This window comes from Kitasatospora sp. NPDC048662 (assembly GCF_055587065.1).
In genome coordinates, this window is sequence record NZ_JBVJHA010000007.1 from 313,583 (window position 1) to 334,785 (window position 21,203).

15 protein-coding genes are annotated in these 21,203 nt (G+C 72.3%); 8 read left to right on the forward strand and 7 right to left on the reverse strand.

Annotated elements, in window-relative coordinates; translation table 11 throughout:
- Positions 1-44: 44 nt before the first annotated feature.
- Positions 45-239 carry a hypothetical protein gene (locus ACZ6R9_RS21750; protein WP_380481361.1) on the forward strand — a complete coding sequence of 65 codons (195 nt, stop codon included), beginning with the start codon at positions 45-47 and terminating at the stop codon, positions 237-239.
- 31 nt (positions 240-270) lie between these two features.
- On the opposite strand, the gene ACZ6R9_RS21755 is transcribed toward ACZ6R9_RS21750, so the two are convergent.
- A complete protein-coding gene (locus ACZ6R9_RS21755) occupies positions 271-1,086 on the reverse strand; it encodes a site-2 protease family protein (RefSeq protein WP_465539702.1) in 816 nt (271 codons plus the stop codon).
- Positions 1,087-1,244: 158 nt separating this feature from the next.
- Here ACZ6R9_RS21755 and ACZ6R9_RS21760 point away from each other — a divergent pair, with 158 nt between their 5' ends.
- Positions 1,245-4,556 (forward strand): ATP-binding protein, encoded by a 3,312-nt coding sequence (locus ACZ6R9_RS21760; RefSeq protein WP_465539703.1) that lies wholly within the window; start codon positions 1,245-1,247, stop codon positions 4,554-4,556.
- A gap of 30 nt (positions 4,557-4,586) precedes the next feature.
- Here the strand turns inward: ACZ6R9_RS21760 and ACZ6R9_RS21765 are convergent, their stop codons facing one another.
- From ACZ6R9_RS21765 to panB, 3 genes are all read right to left on the reverse strand, one after another.
- Positions 4,587-5,420, reverse strand: a complete 834-nt coding sequence (locus ACZ6R9_RS21765; RefSeq protein WP_465539705.1) for an ABC transporter permease — start codon at positions 5,418-5,420, stop codon at positions 4,587-4,589.
- Positions 5,417-6,397 (reverse strand): ATP-binding cassette domain-containing protein, encoded by a 981-nt coding sequence (locus tag ACZ6R9_RS21770; RefSeq protein WP_380481353.1) that lies wholly within the window; start codon positions 6,395-6,397, stop codon positions 5,417-5,419. The genes ACZ6R9_RS21765 and ACZ6R9_RS21770 overlap by 4 nt, the downstream gene beginning before the upstream one ends.
- A 252-nt stretch (positions 6,398-6,649) precedes the next feature.
- Positions 6,650-7,522, reverse strand: a complete 873-nt coding sequence (panB, locus tag ACZ6R9_RS21775; protein ID WP_380481351.1) for a 3-methyl-2-oxobutanoate hydroxymethyltransferase — start codon at positions 7,520-7,522, stop codon at positions 6,650-6,652.
- A gap of 212 nt (positions 7,523-7,734) precedes the next feature.
- Here panB and ACZ6R9_RS21780 point away from each other — a divergent pair, with 212 nt between their 5' ends.
- From ACZ6R9_RS21780 to ACZ6R9_RS21790, 3 genes are all read left to right on the forward strand, one after another.
- Complete coding sequence (locus ACZ6R9_RS21780; protein WP_465539708.1) at positions 7,735-9,348, forward strand: MFS transporter; 1,614 nt, start codon at positions 7,735-7,737, stop codon at positions 9,346-9,348.
- A gap of 23 nt (positions 9,349-9,371) precedes the next feature.
- Positions 9,372-10,013, forward strand: a complete 642-nt coding sequence (locus ACZ6R9_RS21785; RefSeq protein WP_380481347.1) for a TetR/AcrR family transcriptional regulator — start codon at positions 9,372-9,374, stop codon at positions 10,011-10,013.
- 140 nt (positions 10,014-10,153) lie between these two features.
- Complete coding sequence (locus ACZ6R9_RS21790; protein ID WP_465539711.1) at positions 10,154-11,173, forward strand: endonuclease/exonuclease/phosphatase family protein; 1,020 nt, start codon at positions 10,154-10,156, stop codon at positions 11,171-11,173.
- 353 nt (positions 11,174-11,526) lie between these two features.
- Here ACZ6R9_RS21790 and ACZ6R9_RS21795 read toward each other — a convergent pair whose 3' ends face one another.
- Together ACZ6R9_RS21795 and ACZ6R9_RS21800 are read right to left on the reverse strand one after the other, a co-directional pair.
- The gene (locus tag ACZ6R9_RS21795) at positions 11,527-12,321 is read right to left on the reverse strand and encodes a putative protein N(5)-glutamine methyltransferase (protein ID WP_465539713.1); all 795 of its coding nucleotides are present in this window, start codon (positions 12,319-12,321) and stop codon (positions 11,527-11,529) included.
- 195 nt (positions 12,322-12,516) lie between these two features.
- On the reverse strand, positions 12,517-14,262 hold the full coding sequence (locus tag ACZ6R9_RS21800; protein WP_465539715.1) for an NAD+ synthase: 1,746 nt from the start codon (positions 14,260-14,262) through the stop codon (positions 12,517-12,519).
- A gap of 185 nt (positions 14,263-14,447) precedes the next feature.
- Between ACZ6R9_RS21800 and glnA the strand changes: the two genes are divergently transcribed.
- The 3 genes from glnA to ACZ6R9_RS21815 all read left to right on the forward strand — a co-directional run bounded on the left by glnA (position 14,448) and on the right by ACZ6R9_RS21815 (position 20,099).
- A complete protein-coding gene (gene glnA / locus ACZ6R9_RS21805) occupies positions 14,448-15,809 on the forward strand; it encodes a type I glutamate--ammonia ligase (protein ID WP_465539716.1) in 1,362 nt (453 codons plus the stop codon).
- 95 nt (positions 15,810-15,904) lie between these two features.
- A complete protein-coding gene (locus ACZ6R9_RS21810) occupies positions 15,905-16,741 on the forward strand; it encodes a DUF4231 domain-containing protein (protein ID WP_380481334.1) in 837 nt (278 codons plus the stop codon).
- 319 nt (positions 16,742-17,060) lie between these two features.
- Positions 17,061-20,099 carry a bifunctional [glutamine synthetase] adenylyltransferase/[glutamine synthetase]-adenylyl-L-tyrosine phosphorylase gene (locus tag ACZ6R9_RS21815; protein ID WP_465539719.1) on the forward strand — a complete coding sequence of 1,013 codons (3,039 nt, stop codon included), beginning with the start codon at positions 17,061-17,063 and terminating at the stop codon, positions 20,097-20,099.
- A gap of 34 nt (positions 20,100-20,133) precedes the next feature.
- Here the strand turns inward: ACZ6R9_RS21815 and ACZ6R9_RS21820 are convergent, their stop codons facing one another.
- On the reverse strand, positions 20,134-21,081 hold the full coding sequence (locus tag ACZ6R9_RS21820; RefSeq protein WP_465539721.1) for a phosphatase PAP2 family protein: 948 nt from the start codon (positions 21,079-21,081) through the stop codon (positions 20,134-20,136).
- Positions 21,082-21,203 lie beyond the last annotated feature (122 nt).

Consider the following 21,203-nt stretch of genomic DNA (forward strand, 5'->3'; position numbering starts at 1 on the left):
GGCGAGAATGGCGGAGCCACACCGCCCGCCCGAGGAGTCCCGCCATGCCCCGCAACGCCCTGTACGCCACGATCGTCCTGGTCCTGGCGGTGACCGCCGCGGTGGTCTCGTTCGTCGAGGGCAACTGGCTCGGCGTGGTGTGGGTCCTGATGGCCGGCGTGGCCAGCAACATCGCCTGGTTCTACCTGCGCAAGGACCGCGCGGAGCGGGCCCGGGCCCAGCAGCCGCAGGCCCAGTAGGCGTCGCGGCGCGGGCCCGGCGGCTCCTCGCTCAGTAGGTCTTCCAGAAGCTGAACAGCAGCCGGCCGACCGTCGCGTACTGCGAGTCCGCGCCGAACACGTCGAAGATCCCCGTGGTGAGGTCGTACAGCCACTGGCCGACCTGGCTCTGCCACACCAGCGCGAACAGCAGCAGCATGCCGTAGGGCGCGTACGGGGCGATCGCCCGCCGGGTCCGGTGCGACAGCCAGGGCTCGATGATGCCGTAGCCGTCCAGGCCGGGCACCGGCAGCAGGTTCAGGATCGCCGCGGTCACCTGGAGGTAGGCGAGGAAGCCGAGGGCGGCCGGCAGCGGGGAGAACGACAGTTCCTCGCCGTCGTAGTGGGCCGGCACGTTCGGGTTGTCGAACCAGCCCTGGCTGACCGCCACCAGCAGCAGGATGCCGAACAGCGCGTTCACCAGCGGACCGGCCGCCGAGATCAGGCTGTGCTTGAGCCGGCCGGAGATCCGGTCCCGCTCGATGTAGACCGCGCCGCCGGGAAGGCCGATGCCACCCATCAGCACGAACACCACCGGCAGCACGAAGCTCAGCACCACATGCCCGTACTTCAGCGGGTTCAGCGTCAGGTAGCCCTTCATGCCGACCGTGATGTCGCCGCCCGCCAGCGCGGTGCGCGCGTGCGCGTACTCGTGCAGGCAGAGCGAGACCATCCAGCCCGCCACCACGAACAGGAAGATCCCGAACCGGTCGTTGCCCCAGCCGGTGGCCAGCGCGAAACCGGCGGCGACGAAGGTGCCGGCCAGCGCCAGGAAGATCGGGCTGACCCGGCTCTCCGCGCTGCGCTGGCCGGTGCTGGCGTAGGTCATGGCGAGAAGGCTCCGGAACATGGGGGTCGGGCGGACGTCCGATGATGCCGGGCGCCGGGCGCACCGGACAAGCGGCTCAGGATGAACGCACGGCAGCGGCCGGGCGTTCCGTACGGATGTGCGCCCGGGGCTCCGGGCGCGTCCCGCAGAATGGGCGGGTGCATTACGGGATCCTCGGCACCACCACCGCCCACCACGACGACGGCACGCCGATCGCGCTCGGCGGCGCCCGGCTGCGCGCCCTGCTCGCCGCGCTCGCGCTGCGCCAGGGCCGACCCGTCCCGGCCGAGCTGCTCGCCGACGAGGTGTGGGCCCAGGAACCGCCGCAGGACGCCGCCGCCGCGCTGCAGACCCTGGTCGGCCGGCTGCGCCGCACCGTCGGCCGGGCCGAGATCGGCTCCGGGCCGGCCGGCTACTGGCTGACCGGCCCGCACACCGACGTGGCCGAGTTCCAGCGCCTGGCCGCCGACGGCGTCCGCGCCCTCGCCGACGGCGACCCGGCCGCCGCCGCCGACCGGCTCACCGCCGCCCTGGCCCTGTGGCGCGGCCCCGCGCTCGCCGACCTGCCCGACCGCACCGCCCCCGCCGCCCGCCTGGAGGCCCAGCGCGAGGACGCCCGCCGGCACCGGCTGACCGCCCAACTGGCCCTCGGCCGGGCCGCCGAGGTCACCGCCGAACTCGCCGAACTCTGCCGCGACCACCCGCTGGACGAGCAGCTCCAGGCCCTCCAACTGCGCGCCCTGCGCGCAGCCGGGCGCACCGCCGAGGCGCTCTCCCGCTACGAGGAGATCCGCCGCACCCTCGCCGACCGGCTCGGCACCGACCCCGGCCCCGAACTGCGCGCCCTGCACCGCGAGTTGCTCACCATCACGCCCGAACCCCCGCGCGTCCCCGCCCCGCCGGTCGCGGCTACTACTGGCAACCTTCGCCCCGGCCGCACCAGCTTCGTCGGCCGCGAGGGCGAACTCGCCACCGTGGCAGGCGCGTTGACGACCGGCCGACTGACCACCCTGACCGGCCCCGGTGGCTCCGGAAAGACCCGGCTGTCCGTCGAGGCCGGCCGCCGCGAACAGGACACCGCCAACTGGCCCGGCGGCGTCTGGCAGGTCGAACTCGCCCCGCTGGACGACCCCGCCGCCGTCCCCGACGCCGTCGCCGCCGCGCTCGGCCTGCGGGAGACCGTGCTGCACACCGGCGGCACCGTCGCCGAGGTGATCGAGGGCGGCCGCAAGGACCCGGTGCGCCGGGTGGTCGACCACCTCGGCCGCCGCCGCATCCTGCTGCTGCTCGACAACTGCGAACACCTCGTCCAGGCCGCCGCCGACCTCGCCGACCGGCTGCTCGCCGACTGCCCCGGCGTCACCGTCCTCGCCACCAGCCGCGAACCGCTCGGCGTCCCCGGAGAGACCGTGCTGCCGGTCGAACCGCTGCCCGACCCCGCCGCGCTGCGCCTGCTCGCCGAACGCGGTGCCGCCGCCCGCCCCGGCTTCCGCACCGACGAGGACCCGGAGGCATGCGCCGAACTCTGCCGCCGCCTGGACGGCCTGCCGCTGGCCATCGAACTCGCCGCCGCCCGGCTGCGCGGACTCACGCCCCGCCAGCTCGCCGACCGGCTGGACTCCAGGTTCGCCCTGCTCACCGCCGGCTCCCGCACCCTGCTGCCCCGCCAGCAGACCCTTCGCGCCGTCGTCGACTGGTCCTGGGACCTGCTCGGCCCGCGCGAACACGCCGTGCTGCGACGGCTGTCGGTGTTCGCCGGCGGCTGCACCCTGGAGGCCGCCGAGGCCGTACTCGCGGACACCGAAGTGCCCCGTACGGAGGTCGCTGACCTGCTGCTCTCGCTGGTCGACAAGTCCCTGCTGGTGGCCGGGCTCGGCGAACAGCCCCGCTACTGGATGCTGGAGACCATCCACGAGTACGCGGCCGAGCGACTGGCCGAGGCCGCCGAAACCGGGGCCGCCGACCGGCACACCCGGCACTACCGGGAACTCGCCCGGACCACCGCCCTCCGCCTGCGCGGACCCGGCCAGCTCGACGAACTCGCCCGGCTGGACCGCGAACAGGAGAACATCCGGGCCGCGCTGCGCCGTGCCGTGGACGCCGAACAGGAGCAGGAGGCCCTGGTGCTGGCGCTGTCGATGGCCGGCTACTGGGCGCTGCGCGACTACCGCACCGAGTCCCGCGGCTGGTACGAGACGGTCGCCGCGCTCGGCCCCGACCCGTATGCCGACGGCGCCCCGACGCCCGTCCCACTCACCACCGGCCCGCTCGACCAGCCGCCGCCGCTGCCGCCCGAGCAACTCCAGGAGGGCCGCCGCCAGCTCGGGCTGCACCGGCTGATCGGCATGTTCTCCGGCGACCTGGGGATGCTCGACGACCCCCACGCGCTGAACACCGCCCGCCGGATCCTGGAGGTCTACACCCCCGACCTGCCGCAGGCCTACCGGGTCCCGGCGCTCAGCCGGGTGTTCGCGGTCTTCCTCACCGGCGAGATGGACCGCACCCGGGAGGTGCTGGACGACGCGGTGGCCGGCGCCCGCCGCCACGGCGCCCCCAGCGACCTGGCCTACGCCCTGCAGCTGCGCGCCCGGCTGCTCAACGACCTGGCCGGCGGCCTGCCGCAGGCGGTCGCCGACAGCGAGGAGGCGCTCGCCCTGTACACCGCGGCGGGCGACCTGTGGGGCAGCTCCGACGCGCTGGCCGCGAAGGCCGAGAACGCCACCAAGTCCGGTGACAGCGCGCTCGCCGAACGGGCCTTCCGGGAGGCGATCGAACTGGCCACCCGGCTCGACGCCCGCCAGGAGGTGCCGCTGCTGCGCGCCCGGCTCGGCGAGGTGATCGCCGAGTCGGACCCGGAGGCCGGCGAGCGAATGATCCGCGACGCCGTCGCCGAGGCCGCCGTGGACGCCCGGGACGCCGACGGCGCGCGACTGTACGGCCGGCTGGTGCTGTGCAACCTGTGCGTGCAGCGCGGCCAGTACGCCGAGGCGCTGGCCGCGCTGGACGAACTGGCCTCCGAAGCACCCACCCGCGGCCCGCTGCCGTGGGTGTTCGCCGGCATCGTCACCTGCATCCGGGGCTGGGTGACGGCCCGCGCAGGCGACCCGCGCACCGGCCTGGAGATGATCCGCCAGGGCCGCCGCGCGATGGCCGAGGTGGAGGGCCGGGCCACCGTCTTCGTCGAACACATGGCGATGATGCTGCTCATCCCGCTGGCCGCCGTCCTCGCCGAACTCGCCCGGCAGGAAGGCACCTTGGCGGCCGCCCGGCGCGGCGCGGAACTGGTCGGCGCGCACGACGGCCTCAGCGGCGCCTCCGGCTCCTTCATGGAACGCGCCGAACGCGCCCGCTGCGAGGCGGCGCTGCGCGAACTGCTCGGCGAGGAAGGCTATGCGACGGCACACCAGCAGGGCGGGCGCCTCACCCTGCACGAGGCGTCCGCCCTGATGAACGATCCGGGGGAGTTCTGAGGCCGGCTCCCCGAAGCCGGTGACGGGTGCTCAGGTGCGCTTGCGGAAGCGGGCCACCGCCAGCGGCGCCGTCACCACGGTGATCCCCGCCGACCAGATCAGCACCGTCACCACCGAACCGCCGACCGGGCCGCCGTTGATCAGCGCGCGGCAGGCGTCGGCCAGCGCGGACAGCGGGTTGTGCGTGGTGAACGCCTGCAGCCAGCCCGGCATGGTGCTCGGCTGCGCGAAGATCGAGCTGCCGAACTGCAGGGGCATCATCACGATCATCGCCATGCCCTGCACCGCCTGGGCGCTGCGCATCGCCATGCCCAGCAGCATCGACACCCACATCAGCGAGGAACCGAACACCAGCGACAGGCCGACCGCGGCCAGCAGCTCCAGCGGGCCCGTTCTGATCTCCAGGCCGAGGACCAGCGCGAAGCCGATCAGCACCGTGAACGCGACCAGGGCCCGCAGAGTCTCCGCGATCATCTTCGACATCAGCACCGTCGAGCGCCCGATCGGCAGGGTGCGGAAACGGTCCATCACGCCGGTCTGGAAGTCGGTGTTCAGGCCGGTGCCCAGCGCCATCGCCAGGTTCAGGCCGGTGGTGCCCAGCAGGCCCGGCACCATGTACTGGAGATAGTCGTGCTGGTTGCCGGCCATCGCGCCGCCGAACACGTAGACGAACAGCAGGATCATGATGACCGGCACCAGCAGGGCGTCCAGCATGGACTCCGGGTCGGCCTTGATCCGCATCAGATTGCGACGGGTCAGCGCGCCCACGTGGCGCAGGCTCGCGCGCAGGCCGATCCGGGCGTCGTCGGCGGAGCCCGCGGGCGCGGCGGGAGCGGGGGCGGGCGTCAGGGCGGCGGTGCTCATGCGACGGGCTCCTTGTCACGGGCCGGGGCGGGGACGGACGGCTTGCCGGTGATGGTCAGGAAGACCTCGTCCAGGCTGGGAAGCTTGGTGTCGATACCGGCGATCCCGAACCCTCGGGTGCCCAACACCCCTATGACCACCGTCAGTTGATCCTCCGCGGTGAGATGCACCGAGAGCAGCTCCGACTCCTCGGAGAACGTCGCCGGGACACCGGCCTCCCGCAGACAGCGGGCCATCTCCGGCAGCTCCGCCGGGCGCAGCGGACGCACCTGCAGACTCCGGCCGCCGACCTGCGTCTTCAGCTCCTGGATGCCGCCGCTGGCGATCACCCGCCCCTTGTCGATCACGGTCAGCGAGCCGGCGAGCTGCTCCGCCTCCTCCATGTACTGGGTGGTCAGCAGCACCGTCGAACCCTCGCCGACCATCCGCTGCACCTCGTCCCACACCTCGTTGCGGGTCCGCGGGTCCAGGCCGGTGGTGGGCTCGTCCAGGTACAGCACCTTCGGGCGGCCGATCATCGACGCCGCGAGGTCCAGGCGGCGCCGCATCCCGCCCGAATAGCCCTTGGCCGGGCGCCTGGCCGCGTCGGTCAGCGAGAACCGCTCCAGCAACTCGGCCGCCCGGGCCTTGGCGTCCCTGGCGGACAGGTCCAGCAGACGCCCGATCAGGTAGAGGTTCTCGTAGCCCGACAGCAGCTCGTCCACCGAGGCGTACTGGCCGGTCAGGCCGATCGTCCGCCGCAACTGCTTGGGCTGCCGCAACACGTCGTACCCGCCCACGAACGCCGTGCCCGCGTCCGGCTTGATCAGCGTCGACAGCACCCGCACCAGCGTGGTCTTCCCGGCCCCGTTCGGCCCGAGCAGCCCCAGCACCGTCCCCTCACGCACCGTCAGATCGACGCCGTCGAGGGCCTTCGTCTCCCCGTAGTGCTTCACAATGCCGTGGACCTCCACGGCGTTCCCCGCGATTCGTGTCATGGGACCACCGTGCGGGAGCCGCCTGTCACGGGACTGTCAGTCCGCTGTCAGGCTGGATGACAGCGGACCGTGGGTGCGAAGACAGGGGCGCGTGGGGGTACCTCCCGGCCCGCTAGGGCTGGGGGAGAACTGCGCGAAGCGGAAGGCCCCCAACCGCAAGATCGCGACGCGGGACAGTCACTTGCACTTGATCGCGACCTTGCGGACGGGCTTGCGCTTGTCGCGCAGTTCCCCGCGCCGGATTTCGAACCCTTACTGGAAGCTGTGCTCCGGCCCCGGGAAGGTGCCTTCGCGGACGTCCGAGGCGAATTCGCTCGCGGCCTGCGCCAGCGTCTGGCGCAGGTTGGCGTACTGCTTGACGAACTTGGGGACGCGGCCGGCCGTCATGCCGGCGAAGTCGGTCCAGACGAGGACCTGCGCGTCGGTGCCGGGGCCGCCGCCGATGCCGACGGTCGGGATCGCGGAGTGGGTGGTGACCTCGGCGGCGAGTTCGGCGGGGACGGCTTCGAGGACGACGGAGAACGCGCCGGCCTGCTGGACGGCCTTCGCGTCGCGCAGCAGTTGGTGGGCGGCCTCGTCGCCGCGGCCCTGGACGGGGTAGCCGCCGTAGGCGTGCACGGACTGGGGGGTGAGGCCGATGTGGGCCATGACGGGGATGCCGGCCTCGACGAGGAGTTCGATGGTGCGGGCGCTGCGTTCGCCGCCTTCGAGCTTGACCGCGTGGACGCCGGCCTCCTTCATCAGGCGGGCCGCGTTGTGCATGGCCTGGGCGGGGGACTCCTGGTAGGAGCCGAAGGGCAGGTCGGCGACGATCAGGGCGCGCTGGGTGCCTCGGACGACGGCGGCGGAGAGCATCACCATCTGGTCCATGGTCACCGGCACGGTGGTTTCGTAGCCGAGGTGGCAGTTGCCGGCGGAGTCGCCGACCAGCAGGACGGGGATGCCGGCTTCGTCGAAGACGCCGGCGGTGAGGGCGTCGTAGGCGGTGAGCATGGCCCACCGTTCGCCGTTGCGCTTGGCCTTGGCGAGGTCCCGGACGGTGACCCGGCGGCTGGTGACCCCGCCGTAGAGCGTGTTGGCGGGCGCGTCCTGCGGTTGGGCAGGCTGAAGCGGAGAGGCGTTCATCGAACAGACTCCTGGTGTGTGTCGTCTCGTGGCGCCGTGCGGCGTCCCCGGATCTGGCTCCATGCTTGCACGCCACGGCCCGTCAGCAAAGGGGCGGGAGTCCAGTGGTGTCCGGCCGTCGAAGGGGTTCTTGGGGAGGTCTTTGCCGTACGGTGTCCCGACCGTTACGATACGGGACCGTCTCGTATCGAAAGCGCAGCTAGTCTGCTCGTATGACCTCGCCGACCGCGCCGCCGGCACCTCGGGTGCCGGAAGCCGTACACCGCCGACGCTGGTGGATCCTGGGCACCCTGGTGCTCGCCCTGCTCGTCGTCGTGCTCGACAACTCGATCCTCAACGTGGCGATGAAGACCATCGCCACCCCCGCCCCGGTGGGCCTCGGCGCGAGCCAGAGCGACCTGGAATGGGCGATCAACTCCTACACGCTGGTCTTCGCGGGCCTGCTGTTCACCGCCGGTCTGCTGGGCGACCGGTACGGCCGAAAGTGGACGCTGCTGTCCGGCATGGTGGTCTTCGGCCTCGGCTCGCTGCTGTCCGCGATCGCCGCCAGCCCGGGCGAACTCATCGGCTACCGCGCCGTGATGGGCATCGGCGCCGCGTTCGTGATGCCGGCGACGCTGGCCATCATCATGAACGTCTTCGAGCGGCACGAGCAGCCCAAGGCGATCGGCATCTGGGCCGGCGCGGTGGGCCTGGCGATCGCCATCGGCCCGATCACCGGCGGTCTGCTGATCGAGCACTTCTGGTGGGGCTCGGTCTTCCTGGTGAACGTTCCCATCGTGATCCTGGCGCTCGGCCTGATGGGCTGGCTGGTCCCGGACTCCAAGGACCCCAACCCGGGCAAGCTCGACCCGGTCGGCGTGCTGCTGTCCGTGGTCGGCCTGGTGGCGCTGATCTACGGCATCATCAAGGGCGGCGAACTCGCCGACTTCACCGCCCCCGAGGCCTGGGTGCCGACCCTGATCGGCGTGGCCGCGCTGGCCGGATTCGTGCTGTTCGAGAAGCACACCAGCCACCCCGCGCTGGACGTCACCTGGTTCCGCAACAAGGTGTTCTCCGCGTCGATCGGCGTGGTCGGCATCGTGTTCTTCGCGCTGATGGGCGTCTCGTTCTTCGGCGTGTTCTACATCCAGAGCGTGCGCGGCTACAGCGCCCTGCAGGCCGGTGAGCTGATGCTGCCGCTGGCCGTCGCCCAGCTGATCTTCGCGCCCCGGGCCCGGCTGGTGGTCGACCGGATCGGCGTCCGGCTGACCTGCGCCGGCGGCATGCTGCTGGTCACCATCGGCTTCCTCGGTTACGTGTTCCTGACCGCGACCAGCCCGATCTGGCTGCTGATCGTGCTCGGCTTCGTGATGGGCACCGGCATGGCGCACGTGATGCCGCCGGTGACGGTCGCCATCATGGGCGCGCTGCCGCGCGAGAAGGCCGGCGCGGGCTCCGCGCTGAACAACACCTTCCGCCAGGTCGGCGGCTCGCTGGGCATCGCGGTGCTGGGCGCGCTGCTGTCCACCGTGTACCGCAACGGCATGGAGGACCACCTCGGCACCGTGCAGGAGCAGCTCCGCGGACGGGCCGGCGAGTCGATCGAGTCCACCCTCGGGGTGGCCGAGAAGCTGCACCTGCCGGATCTGGTGGACCCGGCCAAGGACGCGTTCATCCACGCCATGCACGTGGTCTCCGCGGTCTCGGCCGGCGTCACCGTGCTCGGCGCGGTGCTCGCGATGGTGCTGCTGCCCGGCAAGCTCCCCACCGCCCCCGGCGGCCCGGCCGGCCGGGCCGAGGCGCAGGGCCGGGCGGGCTCCGACGCGAGTCCTGCCAAGGTTTGACCGCCAGGGTGGAGAATAAGGCCATGACAAGCGCCGACACTCCGCTCAAGCCGTGCCACGGCCCCGCCGCGGAGCAGGACGCTCCGCGGCGGGGCCGCCCGCGCAGCGAGGCCGCCGAGCAGGCGATCTACGGCGCCGTCGAGAAGCTGATGGAGGACGGCGTCGGCCTGGCCGAGCTGTCCATGGAACGGATCGCCGCCGAGGCGGGCGTCGGCAAGGCCACCATCTACCGGCGCTGGCCCAACAAGGAAGCCCTGCTGGTGGACGTGGTGGACCGGCTGGAGGAGCCGATGCCCCCGCTGGTCGGCCCGACCTACCGGGAAGACCTGATCAGCGCCGTCGACTACATGCGCCGGCGCGGCCTGATCAAGCGCTCCCGGTGGATCGTCAAGTCCGCGCTCGGACAGATGAACAGCTGGCCCGAGCTCAAGCAGACGTACCACGAACGAGTGGTCCACCCGCGCCGCGAGCTGATCCGGCAGATCGTCCGCCGCGGCGTCGAGGCGGGCGAACTCCGCTCCGACCTGGACGTCGAACTGCTCTGCGAGATGCTGATGGGACCGATCCTGCTGCGCACCGTCCTGTGGGACGACGCGCCGCTGGAGGACCCGGACCTGCCCCGGCAGATGGTCACCGCCGCACTGGAGGGCCTCGCCGCCCGGTAGACCTCCGGTAGACCTGTCCGGGGTGGAACTCCTCGCACACTTTGTTGCGTCCCTCCCGTCATAGGCTGAGCCGAGAATCTGATCGGAGCAGGTCGGACCGGGCGGCGGGGAGCCGACAGGCACGGCGGCGAGGAGCGGGCATGGTGCGGGCGGACGGCCCGGCGGCAGCGGCGGACGGCCCGGTGGCAGCGGCGGACGAGCAGGCGCCGACCCGGCGCGAGCGGCTGCGGCGCTGGTTCGACTGGCGGCGCGGATGGCCGCTCACCCTGCTCGGCGTGCTGGTCACGGTGCTGCTGGTGGCGCACGCCCAGGTGCCGAACGCCGTCGGCAACCTCGGCAGCCTGCTGGAGACCTTCCTGCCCTGGCTGGGCGTGACGGTGCCGGTGCTGCTGGTACTCGCCCTGTGGCGGCGGTCCGGCACCGCCGTGCTGGCCGCGCTGCTGCCCGCCGCGGTGTGGCTGAACCTGTTCGGCGCGCTACTGGTCGACAAGAGCAGCGGCCCCGGCGACTTCACCGTGCTCACCCACAACGTGGCCGCCGCCAACGACGACCCGCAGGGCACCATCCGGATGCTCACCGGCTCCGGCGCGCAGATCGTCGCCCTGCAGGAACTCTCCTCCGCCGCCGCCCCCGTGTACGCCGCCGGGCTGGCGCAGGCGTTCCCGTACCACGCGGTCGAGGGCACCGTCGGCCTGTGGTCCAGCTACCCGATCGACGACGTCACCGTGGTCGACATCAAGATGGGCTGGACCAGGGCCTTCCGCGCCCAGGTCACCACCCCCAAGGGCCCGCTCGCCGTGTACGTCGCCCATCTGCCCTCGGTGCGGGTCAAGTTCGACAGCGGCTTCACCGCCGGCCGCCGGGACGTCAGCGCGCACGCCCTCGGCGACGCCATCGCACACGAACCGCTGCGCAAGGTGCTGCTGCTCGGCGACCTCAACGGCACCATGAACGACCGCAGCCTGGCCCCGATCACCTCGCAACTGCGCTCCGCGCAGGGCGCGGCCGGCGACGGCTTCGGCTTCTCCTGGCCGGCGTCCTTCCCGATGGCCCGGATCGACCAGATCCTCAGCAAGGGCGGGCTGGTCCCCACCGACTCCCGCACCCTGCCGCCGGACGCGAGCGACCACCTGGCGCTGGTCGCCGCGTACCGGTACTGACACGGCGGCCGGCGGGCTGCGGGGTGTCGCTGGCGGTCGGTGGTGGGGTGCTGCTGTTGACCTGCGGTCGGCGGCGCTGCGTGGGGTGGTTGACCTGCGGTCGGCCGCGTTGCGTGGCGTTGTTGACCTGCGGTCGGCCTTGCGGGGGTGTTGCTTTCAGCCGACCGCGCGGGTGCCGTTGTTGACCGGCGGTCGGCCGCGCCGCGTGCCCGTTGTTGAGCTGCGGTCCGGCTTGCGGGGGTGTTGCTGGCGGGCCGACCGCTCGGGTGGGGTTGTTGACGTGCGGTCGGCCGCGCCGCGTGCTGTTGCTGGCCGGGCGGCGGGCCGGTTTGTGCGCCGTTGCCGGCCGGCTGTCAGCCGGGGTGCCTGCCGATCACCACGGTGGCGTCGCGCTCCTCGTCCTGCTCGATCCGGACCGCCAGGCCTTGGTGGGCCATCAGCGTGGCCGTCGCCGGGGCCTGGCGTTCGCTGGTCTCGATCAGCAGGTGACCGCCCGGCGCCAGCCAGTGCGGCGCGGCGGCCGCCACCCGGCGCTGTACCGCCAGTCCGTCGGCGCCGCCGTCCAGTGCCACCGGCGGCTCGTGGTCGCGGGCCTCCGGCGGCAGTAGCGGTATTTCGTCGGTCGGCACGTACGGGGCGTTGGCCACCAGCAGCCCGACCCGGCCGCGCAGGGCGGCGGGCAGCGGGGCGTCCAGGTCGCCCAGGTGCACCGCGCCGCCGTACGGGGCCAGGTTGCGGCGGGCGCAGGCGACGGCGGCCGGGTCGACGTCGGCGGCGTGCAGTTCGATCGCGCCGAGCCGGTCGGCCAGCGCCGCGGCGATCGCGCCGGAGCCGCAGCACAGGTCCAGCACCACCGTGCCGGGCGCGCCCAGCGCGAGGGCCCGCTCGACCAGGAACTCGCTGCGGCGGCGCGGCACGAACACCCCCGGGGCCAGTGCGATGCGCAGCCCGGCGAACTCGGCGAAGCCCACCACCTGCTCCAACGGGTGCCCTGCGCACCGGAGTTCGAGCATCTCGGCGAGCCGGTCGGGACGGTCGGCGGCGGACAGCAGCAGCCGGGCCTCGTCCTCGGCGAAGACGCAGCCGGCTGCCCGCAGCCGCTCGGTGAGCTGGTCGGCCAGGTGGGCGGGGGAAAGGGGGAGTGACACGGGGACCTCTCGGAAAGCCTTGCGGGCTCCCCGTCCGGTCAGACCGCGGCCCGACGGCGGGGGAGCACCTCGACAACCTGCACGGTGATCTCTCCCACCTCCTTCGGTCGGCGCGCCGTCCATGATCGGGCACGTATCGCGGCGCTCACCCTAAACCCCTGGCGCCCGTCCTGTCAGCCCATCGGCAGCCCTTTGTCAGCCCTGCCGCCAGCGGTTGGTGATGGGCAGTCGGCGGTCGCGGCCGAAGTTCTTCGGCGAGACCTTCGGGCCCGGCGGGTACTGCCGGCGCTTGTACTCGGCGGTGTCGACCAGGCGCACCACCCGGTCGACGACCTCGGCGGGGAATCCTTCGGCGACGATCGCGTCCCGGCCCTGGTCGCCCTCGACGTAGCGGTCCAGGACGGCGTCCAGCAGGTCGTAGTCCGGCAGCGAGTCGGTGTCCACCTGGTCGGGGCGCAGCTCGGCGGACGGCGGCTTGCTGATGGTGTTCTCCGGGATCGGCGGCACCTCGCCGCGCGCCTCGGCCTGCGCGTTGCGCCAGCGGGCCAGCCGGAAGATCAGCGACTTGTAGACGTCCTTGATCGGGCCGTACGCGCCGACCGAGTCGCCGTACAACGTGGAGTAGCCGACCGCGAGTTCGCTCTTGTTGCCCGGGGCGAGGACGATCTGCCCCTCCTGGTTGGAGATCGCCATCAGCAGGGTGCCGCGCAGCCGGGACTGCAGGTTCTCCTCCGCCAGGCCGGTCAGCTCGGTGGCGCCCATGTACGCGTCGAACATCGGGGCGATCGGGACGGTGCGGAAGTGCAGGCCGGTGCGGCGGGCCAGCTCGGCGGCGTCGTCGCGGGAGTGCTGCGAGGAGTAGCGCGAGGGCATCGAGACGCCGTACACGTGCTCCGCGCCGATCGCGTCCACCGCGATCGCCGCGACCAGCGCCGAGTCGATGCCGCCGGACAGGCCGATCAGCACCGAGCGCATGCCGTTCTTGCGGACGTACGCCCGGGTGCCCTCGACCAGGGCCGCGTACACCTCGGCCTCGTCGTCCAGCCGCTCGCCGATCTGCGGCAGTACGGGCTCGGCCGGGGCGGGCTTCGGCTCGCCGCCGAGGTCGACCCGGGTCAGGCGCAGGCCGTCGGCGAGTACCGTGCCGTCCGGCAGACCGGGCTCGGACGCGGCCGGCAGGTCGAGGTCCATGACCAGCAGCGCCTCCTCGAACTGCGGTCCGCGGGCGAGCAGTTCACCGTCCGTGCCGACCACCAGCGACTCGCCGTCGAAGACCAGCTCGTCCTGCGCGCCGACCATGTTCAGGTACACCAGCGGGCAACCGGCCTCGGCCGCGCGGCGCTTGACCAGCTCCAGCCGGACGTCGTCCTTGTCCCGCTCGTACGGAGAGCCGTTGATCGACAGCAGCAGCCCCGCGCCGGCCTGACCGGTGGCGGTGACCCGGCCGCCCTCCTGCCAGATGTCCTCGCAGATCGCCAGCGCGACGTCCACGCCGTGCAGCCGAAGGACCGTCAGCTGGTCGCCCGGCACGAAGTAGCGGTACTCGTCGAACACGCCGTAGTTCGGCAGGAAGTGCTTGGCGAACCGGGTGACCACCTCGCCGCCGCGCAGCACCGCCGCGCAGTTCTGCGGCTTGCCCGCGTACCTGCTGCCCGGCTCGCCGCGGCCCAGGTAGCCGATCAGCACCGGGGTGTCGCCCAGGCCCTCGGCCTGCAGCTTGGCTGCCAGGTCCACCAGGGCGGCGCGCGAGCCCTCCACGAAAGAGCTGCGGAACGCCAGGTCCTCGACCGGGTAGCCCGTGAGCACCATCTCCGGGAACGCGATCAGATCCGCGCCGGACTCGGCGGCCCGCTTCGACCAGCGCAGCACCTCCTCGCTGTTGCGGGCGAGGTCACCGACCCAGGGGTCGATCTGGCACAGGGCGAGACGCAGATTCGGCATGAGCACGAGTGTAATCGTCTAACTGACGTTATGTGGCGAGGGGTGGCCCCCGAGGGTGCTGCCGCTGTCTTCGCGCGGTCGGCAAGCGGGCGGGTATCCGCCATGATGGGTGACGGCGCGATGCGTCCGGTTCAGGGCGTGTCAGGCGTAACACGGGCGTAAAGAGCAGAGGTGAGACTGTCCCCATGGGCAAGCAGCAGGAGTTCGTGCTTCGCGCACTCGAAGAGCGTGACATCCGGTTCGTCCGGCTGTGGTTCACCGACGTCCTCGGTTTCCTCAAGTCCGTGGCGGTCGCCCCCGCGGAACTGGAGCAGGCCTTCGAGGAGGGCATCGGCTTCGACGGCTCCGCGATCGAGGGCTTCGCCCGGGTGTACGAGTCCGACATGATCGCCAAGCCGGACCCCACCACCTTCCAGATACTGCCGTGGCGCTCCGAGAACCCCGGCACCGCCCGGATGTTCTGCGACATCCTGATGCCCGACGGCTCCCCGTCCTACGCCGACCCGCGCTACGTCCTCAAGCGGACCCTGGAGAAGGCCTCCGACCAGGGATTCACCTTCTACACCCACCCCGAGATCGAGTTCTTCCTGCTCAAGGACCTCCCCGGCGACGGCACCCCGCCCACCCCCGCCGACCAGTCCGGCTACTTCGACCACACCCCGCGCGGCATCGGCCACGACTTCCGCCGCCAGGCCATCACCATGCTCGAATCCATGGGCATCTCGGTCGAGTTCAGCCACCACGAGGGCGCCCCCGGCCAGCAGGAGATCGACCTGCGCTACGCCGACGCGCTCTCCACCGCCGACAACATCATGACCTTCCGCCTGGTCATGAAGGAGGTCGCGCTCGAACAGGGCGTCCACGCCAGCTTCATGCCCAAGCCGTTCTCCAACTTCCCCGGCTCCGGCATGCACACCCACGTCTCCCTCTTCGAGGGCGACCGCAACGCGTTCCACGAATCCGGCGCCGAGTACCAGCTCTCCAAGGTCGGCCGCTCCTTCATCGCCGGCCTGCTCAAGTACGCCGCCGAGACCGCCGCCGTCACCAACCAGTGGGTCAACTCCTACAAGCGCATCTGGGGCGGCTCCCAGCGCACCGCCGGCGCCGGCGGCGAAGCCCCCTCCTACATCTGCTGGGGCCACAACAACCGCTCCGCCCTGATCCGCGTCCCCATGTACAAGCCCGGCAAGCAGGGCTCCACCCGCATCGAGGTCCGCTCCCTCGACACCGGCTGCAACCCCTACCTCGCCTACGCCGTCACCCTCGCCGCCGGCCTCAAGGGCATCGAGGACAACCTCGAACTCCCCCCCGGCGCGGACGACGACGTCTGGGCCCTCACCGACGCCGAACGCCGCGCCCTCGGCATCCAGCCCATGCCCCAGAACCTCGGCGAAGCGATCGACCTCATGCAGCGCAGCGAACTCGTCGCCGAGACGCTGGGCGAGCACGTCTTCGACTTCTTCCTGCGCAACAAGCGGCAGGAGTGGGAGGAGTACCGCTCGGAGGTCACTCCGTTCGAGCTGCGGAAGATTCTTCAGGTGCTGTAGCCCGGCTTGTTTTGACGGGACCTGGGGCCCCGGTCCGGTTGCGACTTCGCGCCGGGCCGGGGCCTGCTTGCTAGGCTTCCGCGCCGGGGGTGATCGTGGCCGGGACACGTGAGTTGCTGGTGGTGGAGCACGAGGTGATCGACGCCGAGGCGGAGATCGATCGGCTGATGTTCTGGAAGCGGCTGTCGATCCTGTGGGGGTTCGGCGGCGTACCGGTGCTCGTGCTCGGGATCGTCGCGATCAACGTCTTCGTCGACTACTCGCGGCCCGGGCAGGGGCGGTTGGGCCTGAACCTGCTGCTGGGACTTCCGCTCGCGGCCTCGCTCGTCGGGGCCCCGGTGAGGTGGTTCGACCTGCGGGGGGCCGTCCTCACGGCCCGGACCAAGCTGAAGAAGCTGGAGTCCGAGCGCAGGTCGATCCTGGCGAAGCAGAACCGGGCCGTGGCGAGTTCGTTCCATGAGTACCGGGAATCGGTCGTGGAGATCCGGGACAGCTACCGGCGGGGAGCCGGGAAGTACCGGAACCGGCACAACTTCTTCCAGGTCTCGGTGCTGGTGGGGTCGATTCTGACCTCGGTCTCCACCACCGCCTCGGTCTCCACCACCGCCTCGGCCGAGGAGGGCGGCTGGCGCTGGTTCGCGGTGGCGCTGAGTGCGACGGTGAGCATCTCGGCCGGCGTCATCTCCTACTTCAAGTTCCGCGAGCGGAGCATGAACCTTCAGCAGACGGCCGACGCGCTCGACATGGAGATCCAGTCGCTGAACCTCGGGATCCGGCGCTACAAGCGGCTGCCGCCCGAGGAGGCGGCGGCGTGCTTCGCCGAGGAGGTGGAGCGGCTGAAGGAGGAACAGCGGAAGAAGGAGCTCCAGTTGGAGCAGCCGCCCGAGGTCCAGCAGCGCGACACCGCCCCGGCGGGCGGGCTGGCGCAGTGAGCGGCGGCGCCGCGCGGGGGCCCTCGCGGCAGGAGCTGATCCGGCGCCGACGGCGCAGTGGGTTCGTCGGGCGGCGCAGTGAACTGGCCGCGTTCACCGAGGTGCTGCGGCAGACGCGCCGCCTGCGTCCCGGAGCAGCGCCACTTCCTTCATGTGGCGTCCCGTACCACCAGTACGGTGGCCGGGAAGCGCAGCCCGGTGCGGGAGGGTCCGGGCCAATGAGAGGGGGAGGACGGTGCGTCACGGGCGGTGCCCGGGCCCGGGGGGAACGTACGCTTCGGGCAGGGGGTACCTGGGGGTAGCCATGGGAGGCGGAGCGGTGGAGGAGCGGTCCGGGAGCCGGGTCAGCCGGCTGGAGACTCGACTGGTGCGGCGGGGGTTCTCCGACCCCGACCAGGCGGTGCGGCTGCTCGACGAACCGGCGTTGCAGGGGCTGGCGGGGGATCCGGTGCTGCTGGACGCGCTCGGTGGGGCGGCCGATCCGGATCAGGCGCTGTTCGGGTTGGCGCGGTTGCTGGAGGCGCTGGATCCGCACGAGCGGCACACCTTGCGGGACACGCTCACCACGTCGAAGCCGCTGCGTGACCGGCTGCTGGGGGTGCTGGGGGCGTCGGCCGCGCTCGGTGATCATCTGGCCCGGCATCCGAGGGACTGGCACGCCCTGGTCAGTTTCGAGCTGCGGGACATCCACCCCGGGAGCGGGGACTTCCTCGCCGAGCTGGCCCGTCGCGTGCAGGCGGGAGACGGTGAGGAGGACGCGTTGCGGGCCGCGTACCGGCGGTGCCTGTTGGCGATCGCCGCGCGGGACCTGTCCGGGACGACGGATCTGCCGCAGGCGGCGGCCGAGCTGGCCGACCTGGCGGGGGCCACGTTGCAGACGGCGCTGGAGCTGGCCGCCGCCCGGGACCCGGGGGCGGCCGAGGCGTGCCGGCTGGCGGTGATCGGGATGGGCAAGTGCGGCGGCCGGGAGCTCAACTACGTCTCCGACGTGGACGTGATCTTCGTCGCGGAGCCGCATGACGGCGTGGACGAGCAGCGGGCGACGCAGGCGGCGACCCGGCTGGCCGCGCGGTTGATGCGGCTGTGCTCGGAGACCACCGGCGAGGGCGTGATCTGGCCGGTGGACGCCAATCTGCGTCCGGAGGGCCGCAACGGTCCGCTGGTGCGCACCCTGGCCAGCCATCTCGCCTACTACCGGCGCTGGGCCAAGACCTGGGAGTTCCAGGCGCTGCTGAAGGCGCGCCCGGTCGCGGGGGACGCCGAGCTCGGCCGGGCGTACACCGAGGCGGTGGCCCCGCTGGTGTGGGAGGCCGCCGCCCGCGAGCACTTCGTGGCCGATGTCCAGCAGATGCGCCGCCGGGTGGTCGACACGATCCCGGCGGGCCAGCTGGAGCGCCAGCTGAAACTCGGCCCGGGCGGGCTGCGGGACGTCGAGTTCGCCGTCCAGCTGCTGCAGCTCGTGCACGGCCGGACCGACGAGGGCCTGCGCAGCGGCAACACCCTGGAAGCGCTTTCCGCGCTCTCCGCCGGGGGTTACGTCGGCCGCGCCGACGCCGCCTCGCTGGACGGCGCGTACCGCTTCCTGCGCACCCTCGAACACCGCATCCAACTGCACCGGCTGCGCCGCACCCACCTGATGCCCACCGATCCGGCCGACCTGCGCCGACTGGCCCGCACCATGGCCCCGCTGATCAACGGCGACACCCGGGACGACCCGGTCACCGCGCTGCAACGGGAGTGGAAGCGGCACGCCCTGGAGGTGCGCCGGCTGCACGAGCGGCTGTTCTACCGCCCGCTGCTGGACGCCGTCGCCGAACTGCCGGTCGCCGAACTGCGGGTCACCCGCCCCGGCGCCGCCGGGCTCACCCCCGAGGGCGCCCGGCAGCGCCTCGCCGCACTCGGCTACGCCGACCCGGCCGCCGCGCTGCGGCACATCTCCGCACTCGCCTCCGGCGTCAGCCGCAAGGCCGCCATCCAGCGCACCCTGCTGCCGGTGCTGCTCGGCTGGTTCGCCGACTCCGCCGACCCGGACGCCGGCCTGCTCAACTTCCGGCAGGTCTCCGACGCGCTCGGCGGCACCCCCTGGTACCTGCGGCTGCTGCGCGACGAGGGCGCGGCCGCCGAACAGCTGGCCCGGGTGCTGTCGGCGGGGCGGTTCGCCCCCGATCTGCTGATGCGCGCGCCCGAGGCGGTCGCGATGCTGGGCGACTCCACCGGGGTGACGCCGCGTGGCCGGGCCGCCCTGGAGTCGGAGATCCTCGCCGCGGTCGGCCGCGCCGACAGCCCCTCGGCCGGGGTGGCCGCGGTACGGTCGGTGCGCCGCCGCGAACTGTTCCGCACCGCCGCCGCCGACCTGCTCGGCCGCCTCGACGAGGACCCCGCGAAGGCACTGGACGCCGCCGGCGAGGCGCTCACCTCGATCACCGCCGCCACCCTGCAGGGCGCGCTGCGCGCCGCGACCGCCGGCTGGGAGGACCGCAACGGCGAACTGCCCACCCGGATCGCGGTCATCGGCATGGGACGGTTCGGCGGCCACGAACTCGGCTACGGCTCCGACGCGGACGTGCTGTTCGTCCACGAGCCGCGACTCGGCGTGCTGGACGACGACGCGGCGGAAGCGGCCAAGGCCGTGATCGGCGAGATGCGGACACTCCTGGCCGCGCCCTCGGTCGAACCGCCGCTGGAGGTCGACGCCGACCTCCGCCCCGAGGGGCGCAACGGTCCACTGGTGCGCACCCTGGCCTCGTACGCCGGGTACTACGCGCGCTGGTCGCACGCCTGGGAGAGCCAGGCGCTGCTGCGGGCCGAACCGATGGCCGGCGACCTCGCACTCGGCGCCCGGTTCCGGGACCTGATCGACCCCCTCCGCTACCCCGGCGGGGGCGTCTCCGAGCGCGACCTGACGGAGATCCGCCGCATCAAGGCACGGATCGAGGCGGAGCGCCTGCCCCGCGGCGCCGACCCCACCACCCACACGAAGATCGGCCGCGGCGGCCTGGCGGACGTGGAGTGGACGGTCCAGCTCCTCCAGCTCCGCCACGGCCACGAAATCCCGGGCCTGCGCACCACCCGGACCCGGGCGGCCCTGGCCGCCGCGACGGCGGCCGGGTTGGTGGAACGGGAGGACGCGGAGGTGCTGGACGCCGCGTGGGTCCTGGCCTCGCGCGTGCGGGCCGCCGTGATGCTGGTGCGCGGCCGGGCCGGGGACAGCTTTCCGGGCGACGCGAGGGAACTGGCGGGTGTGGCGCGCTACCTGGGCTACGGGGCCGGGCACTCCGGCGAGTTGCTGGACGACTACCGTCGGGTCACGCGACGGGCCCGGCACGCGATGGAGCGGCTGTTCTACGGGACCAGTTAGGGCAACCAGGGGCGCGAGCACACCTGCGTGAGCCCTACGCGGAGACCTTGGTGTCCCAGGAGACCGGAACCGTCAGTGCGTGATCCGCGATGTCGTCCGGGTTGCGCGGGAGGCGGTAGACCCAGTTGTGGTAGATGAGCCGCGCCGCGACGAAGCCGACGACCAGACAGGCTTCGCCGCCGACCGCGTCCAGCCAGAAGTGGTTCGCGGTGGAGATGATCACGCTGAGGGTGACCAGGGGGTAGGCGAGGCCGAGGACGCGGACCCAGGTGCGGCGGGCCAGGAAGAAGATGGTCAGGCCGCACCACATGGACCAGCCGATGTGCATGGAGGGCATGGCCGCGAACTGGTTGGAGACCTGCGCGCCGGCGCCGGAGGCCATGGAGCCCCAGGTGTGGTGGACGGTGACGGTGTCGATGAAACCGGCGTCCATCAGGCGGGGTGGGGCGAGGGGGAAGAAGTAGAAGCCGACGAGCGCGATCCCGGTGGTGACGAAGAGCACCGTGCGGGCGGCGGCGTAGCGGCCGGGGTGGGAGCGGTAGAGCCAGACCAGTACGCCGATGGTGACGATGAAGTGCAGGGTGGCGTAGTAGTAGTTCATCCCGACGATCAGCCAGGTCACCGAGTCGACGGCGTGGTTGATCGAGCGCTCGACGGCGATGCCGAGGGTCTGCTCGAAGTTCCAGACCCAGTCGGCGTGCTTGTGCGCTATCGCGGCCTGCTCGGGAACGGCGTTGCGGATCAGCGAGTACAGCCAGTAGCTGATGCCGATCAGGGCGAGTTCGAAGAACAGGTGCGGCCGGCGCGGGGCGCGCCGCTGCTCGCGCAGGCGGGCGCGGAGGCCGGTGGCGGGTGGCTGGGCGACGCGGGTGGCTCCGCCGGGCTGGTGGGCGGTGTGGTCCGTGCCCGGGTCGGAACCGTCGCGTGCGCTCCGCTCGGCGCGGTCGGCGCCGGCTGCGTGGATCTCGGTCGGTTCCCCCATGGAGGAGAAGTCTGCCAGACGAGGTGTGGCCGCTTGCTCATCCTCTGGTCGGGGATTCTTCACCGACTGTCCCCCTACGGGGGTAGGGGTCGATCGGTTCTCGAGGCGCATGCGGTCCATTG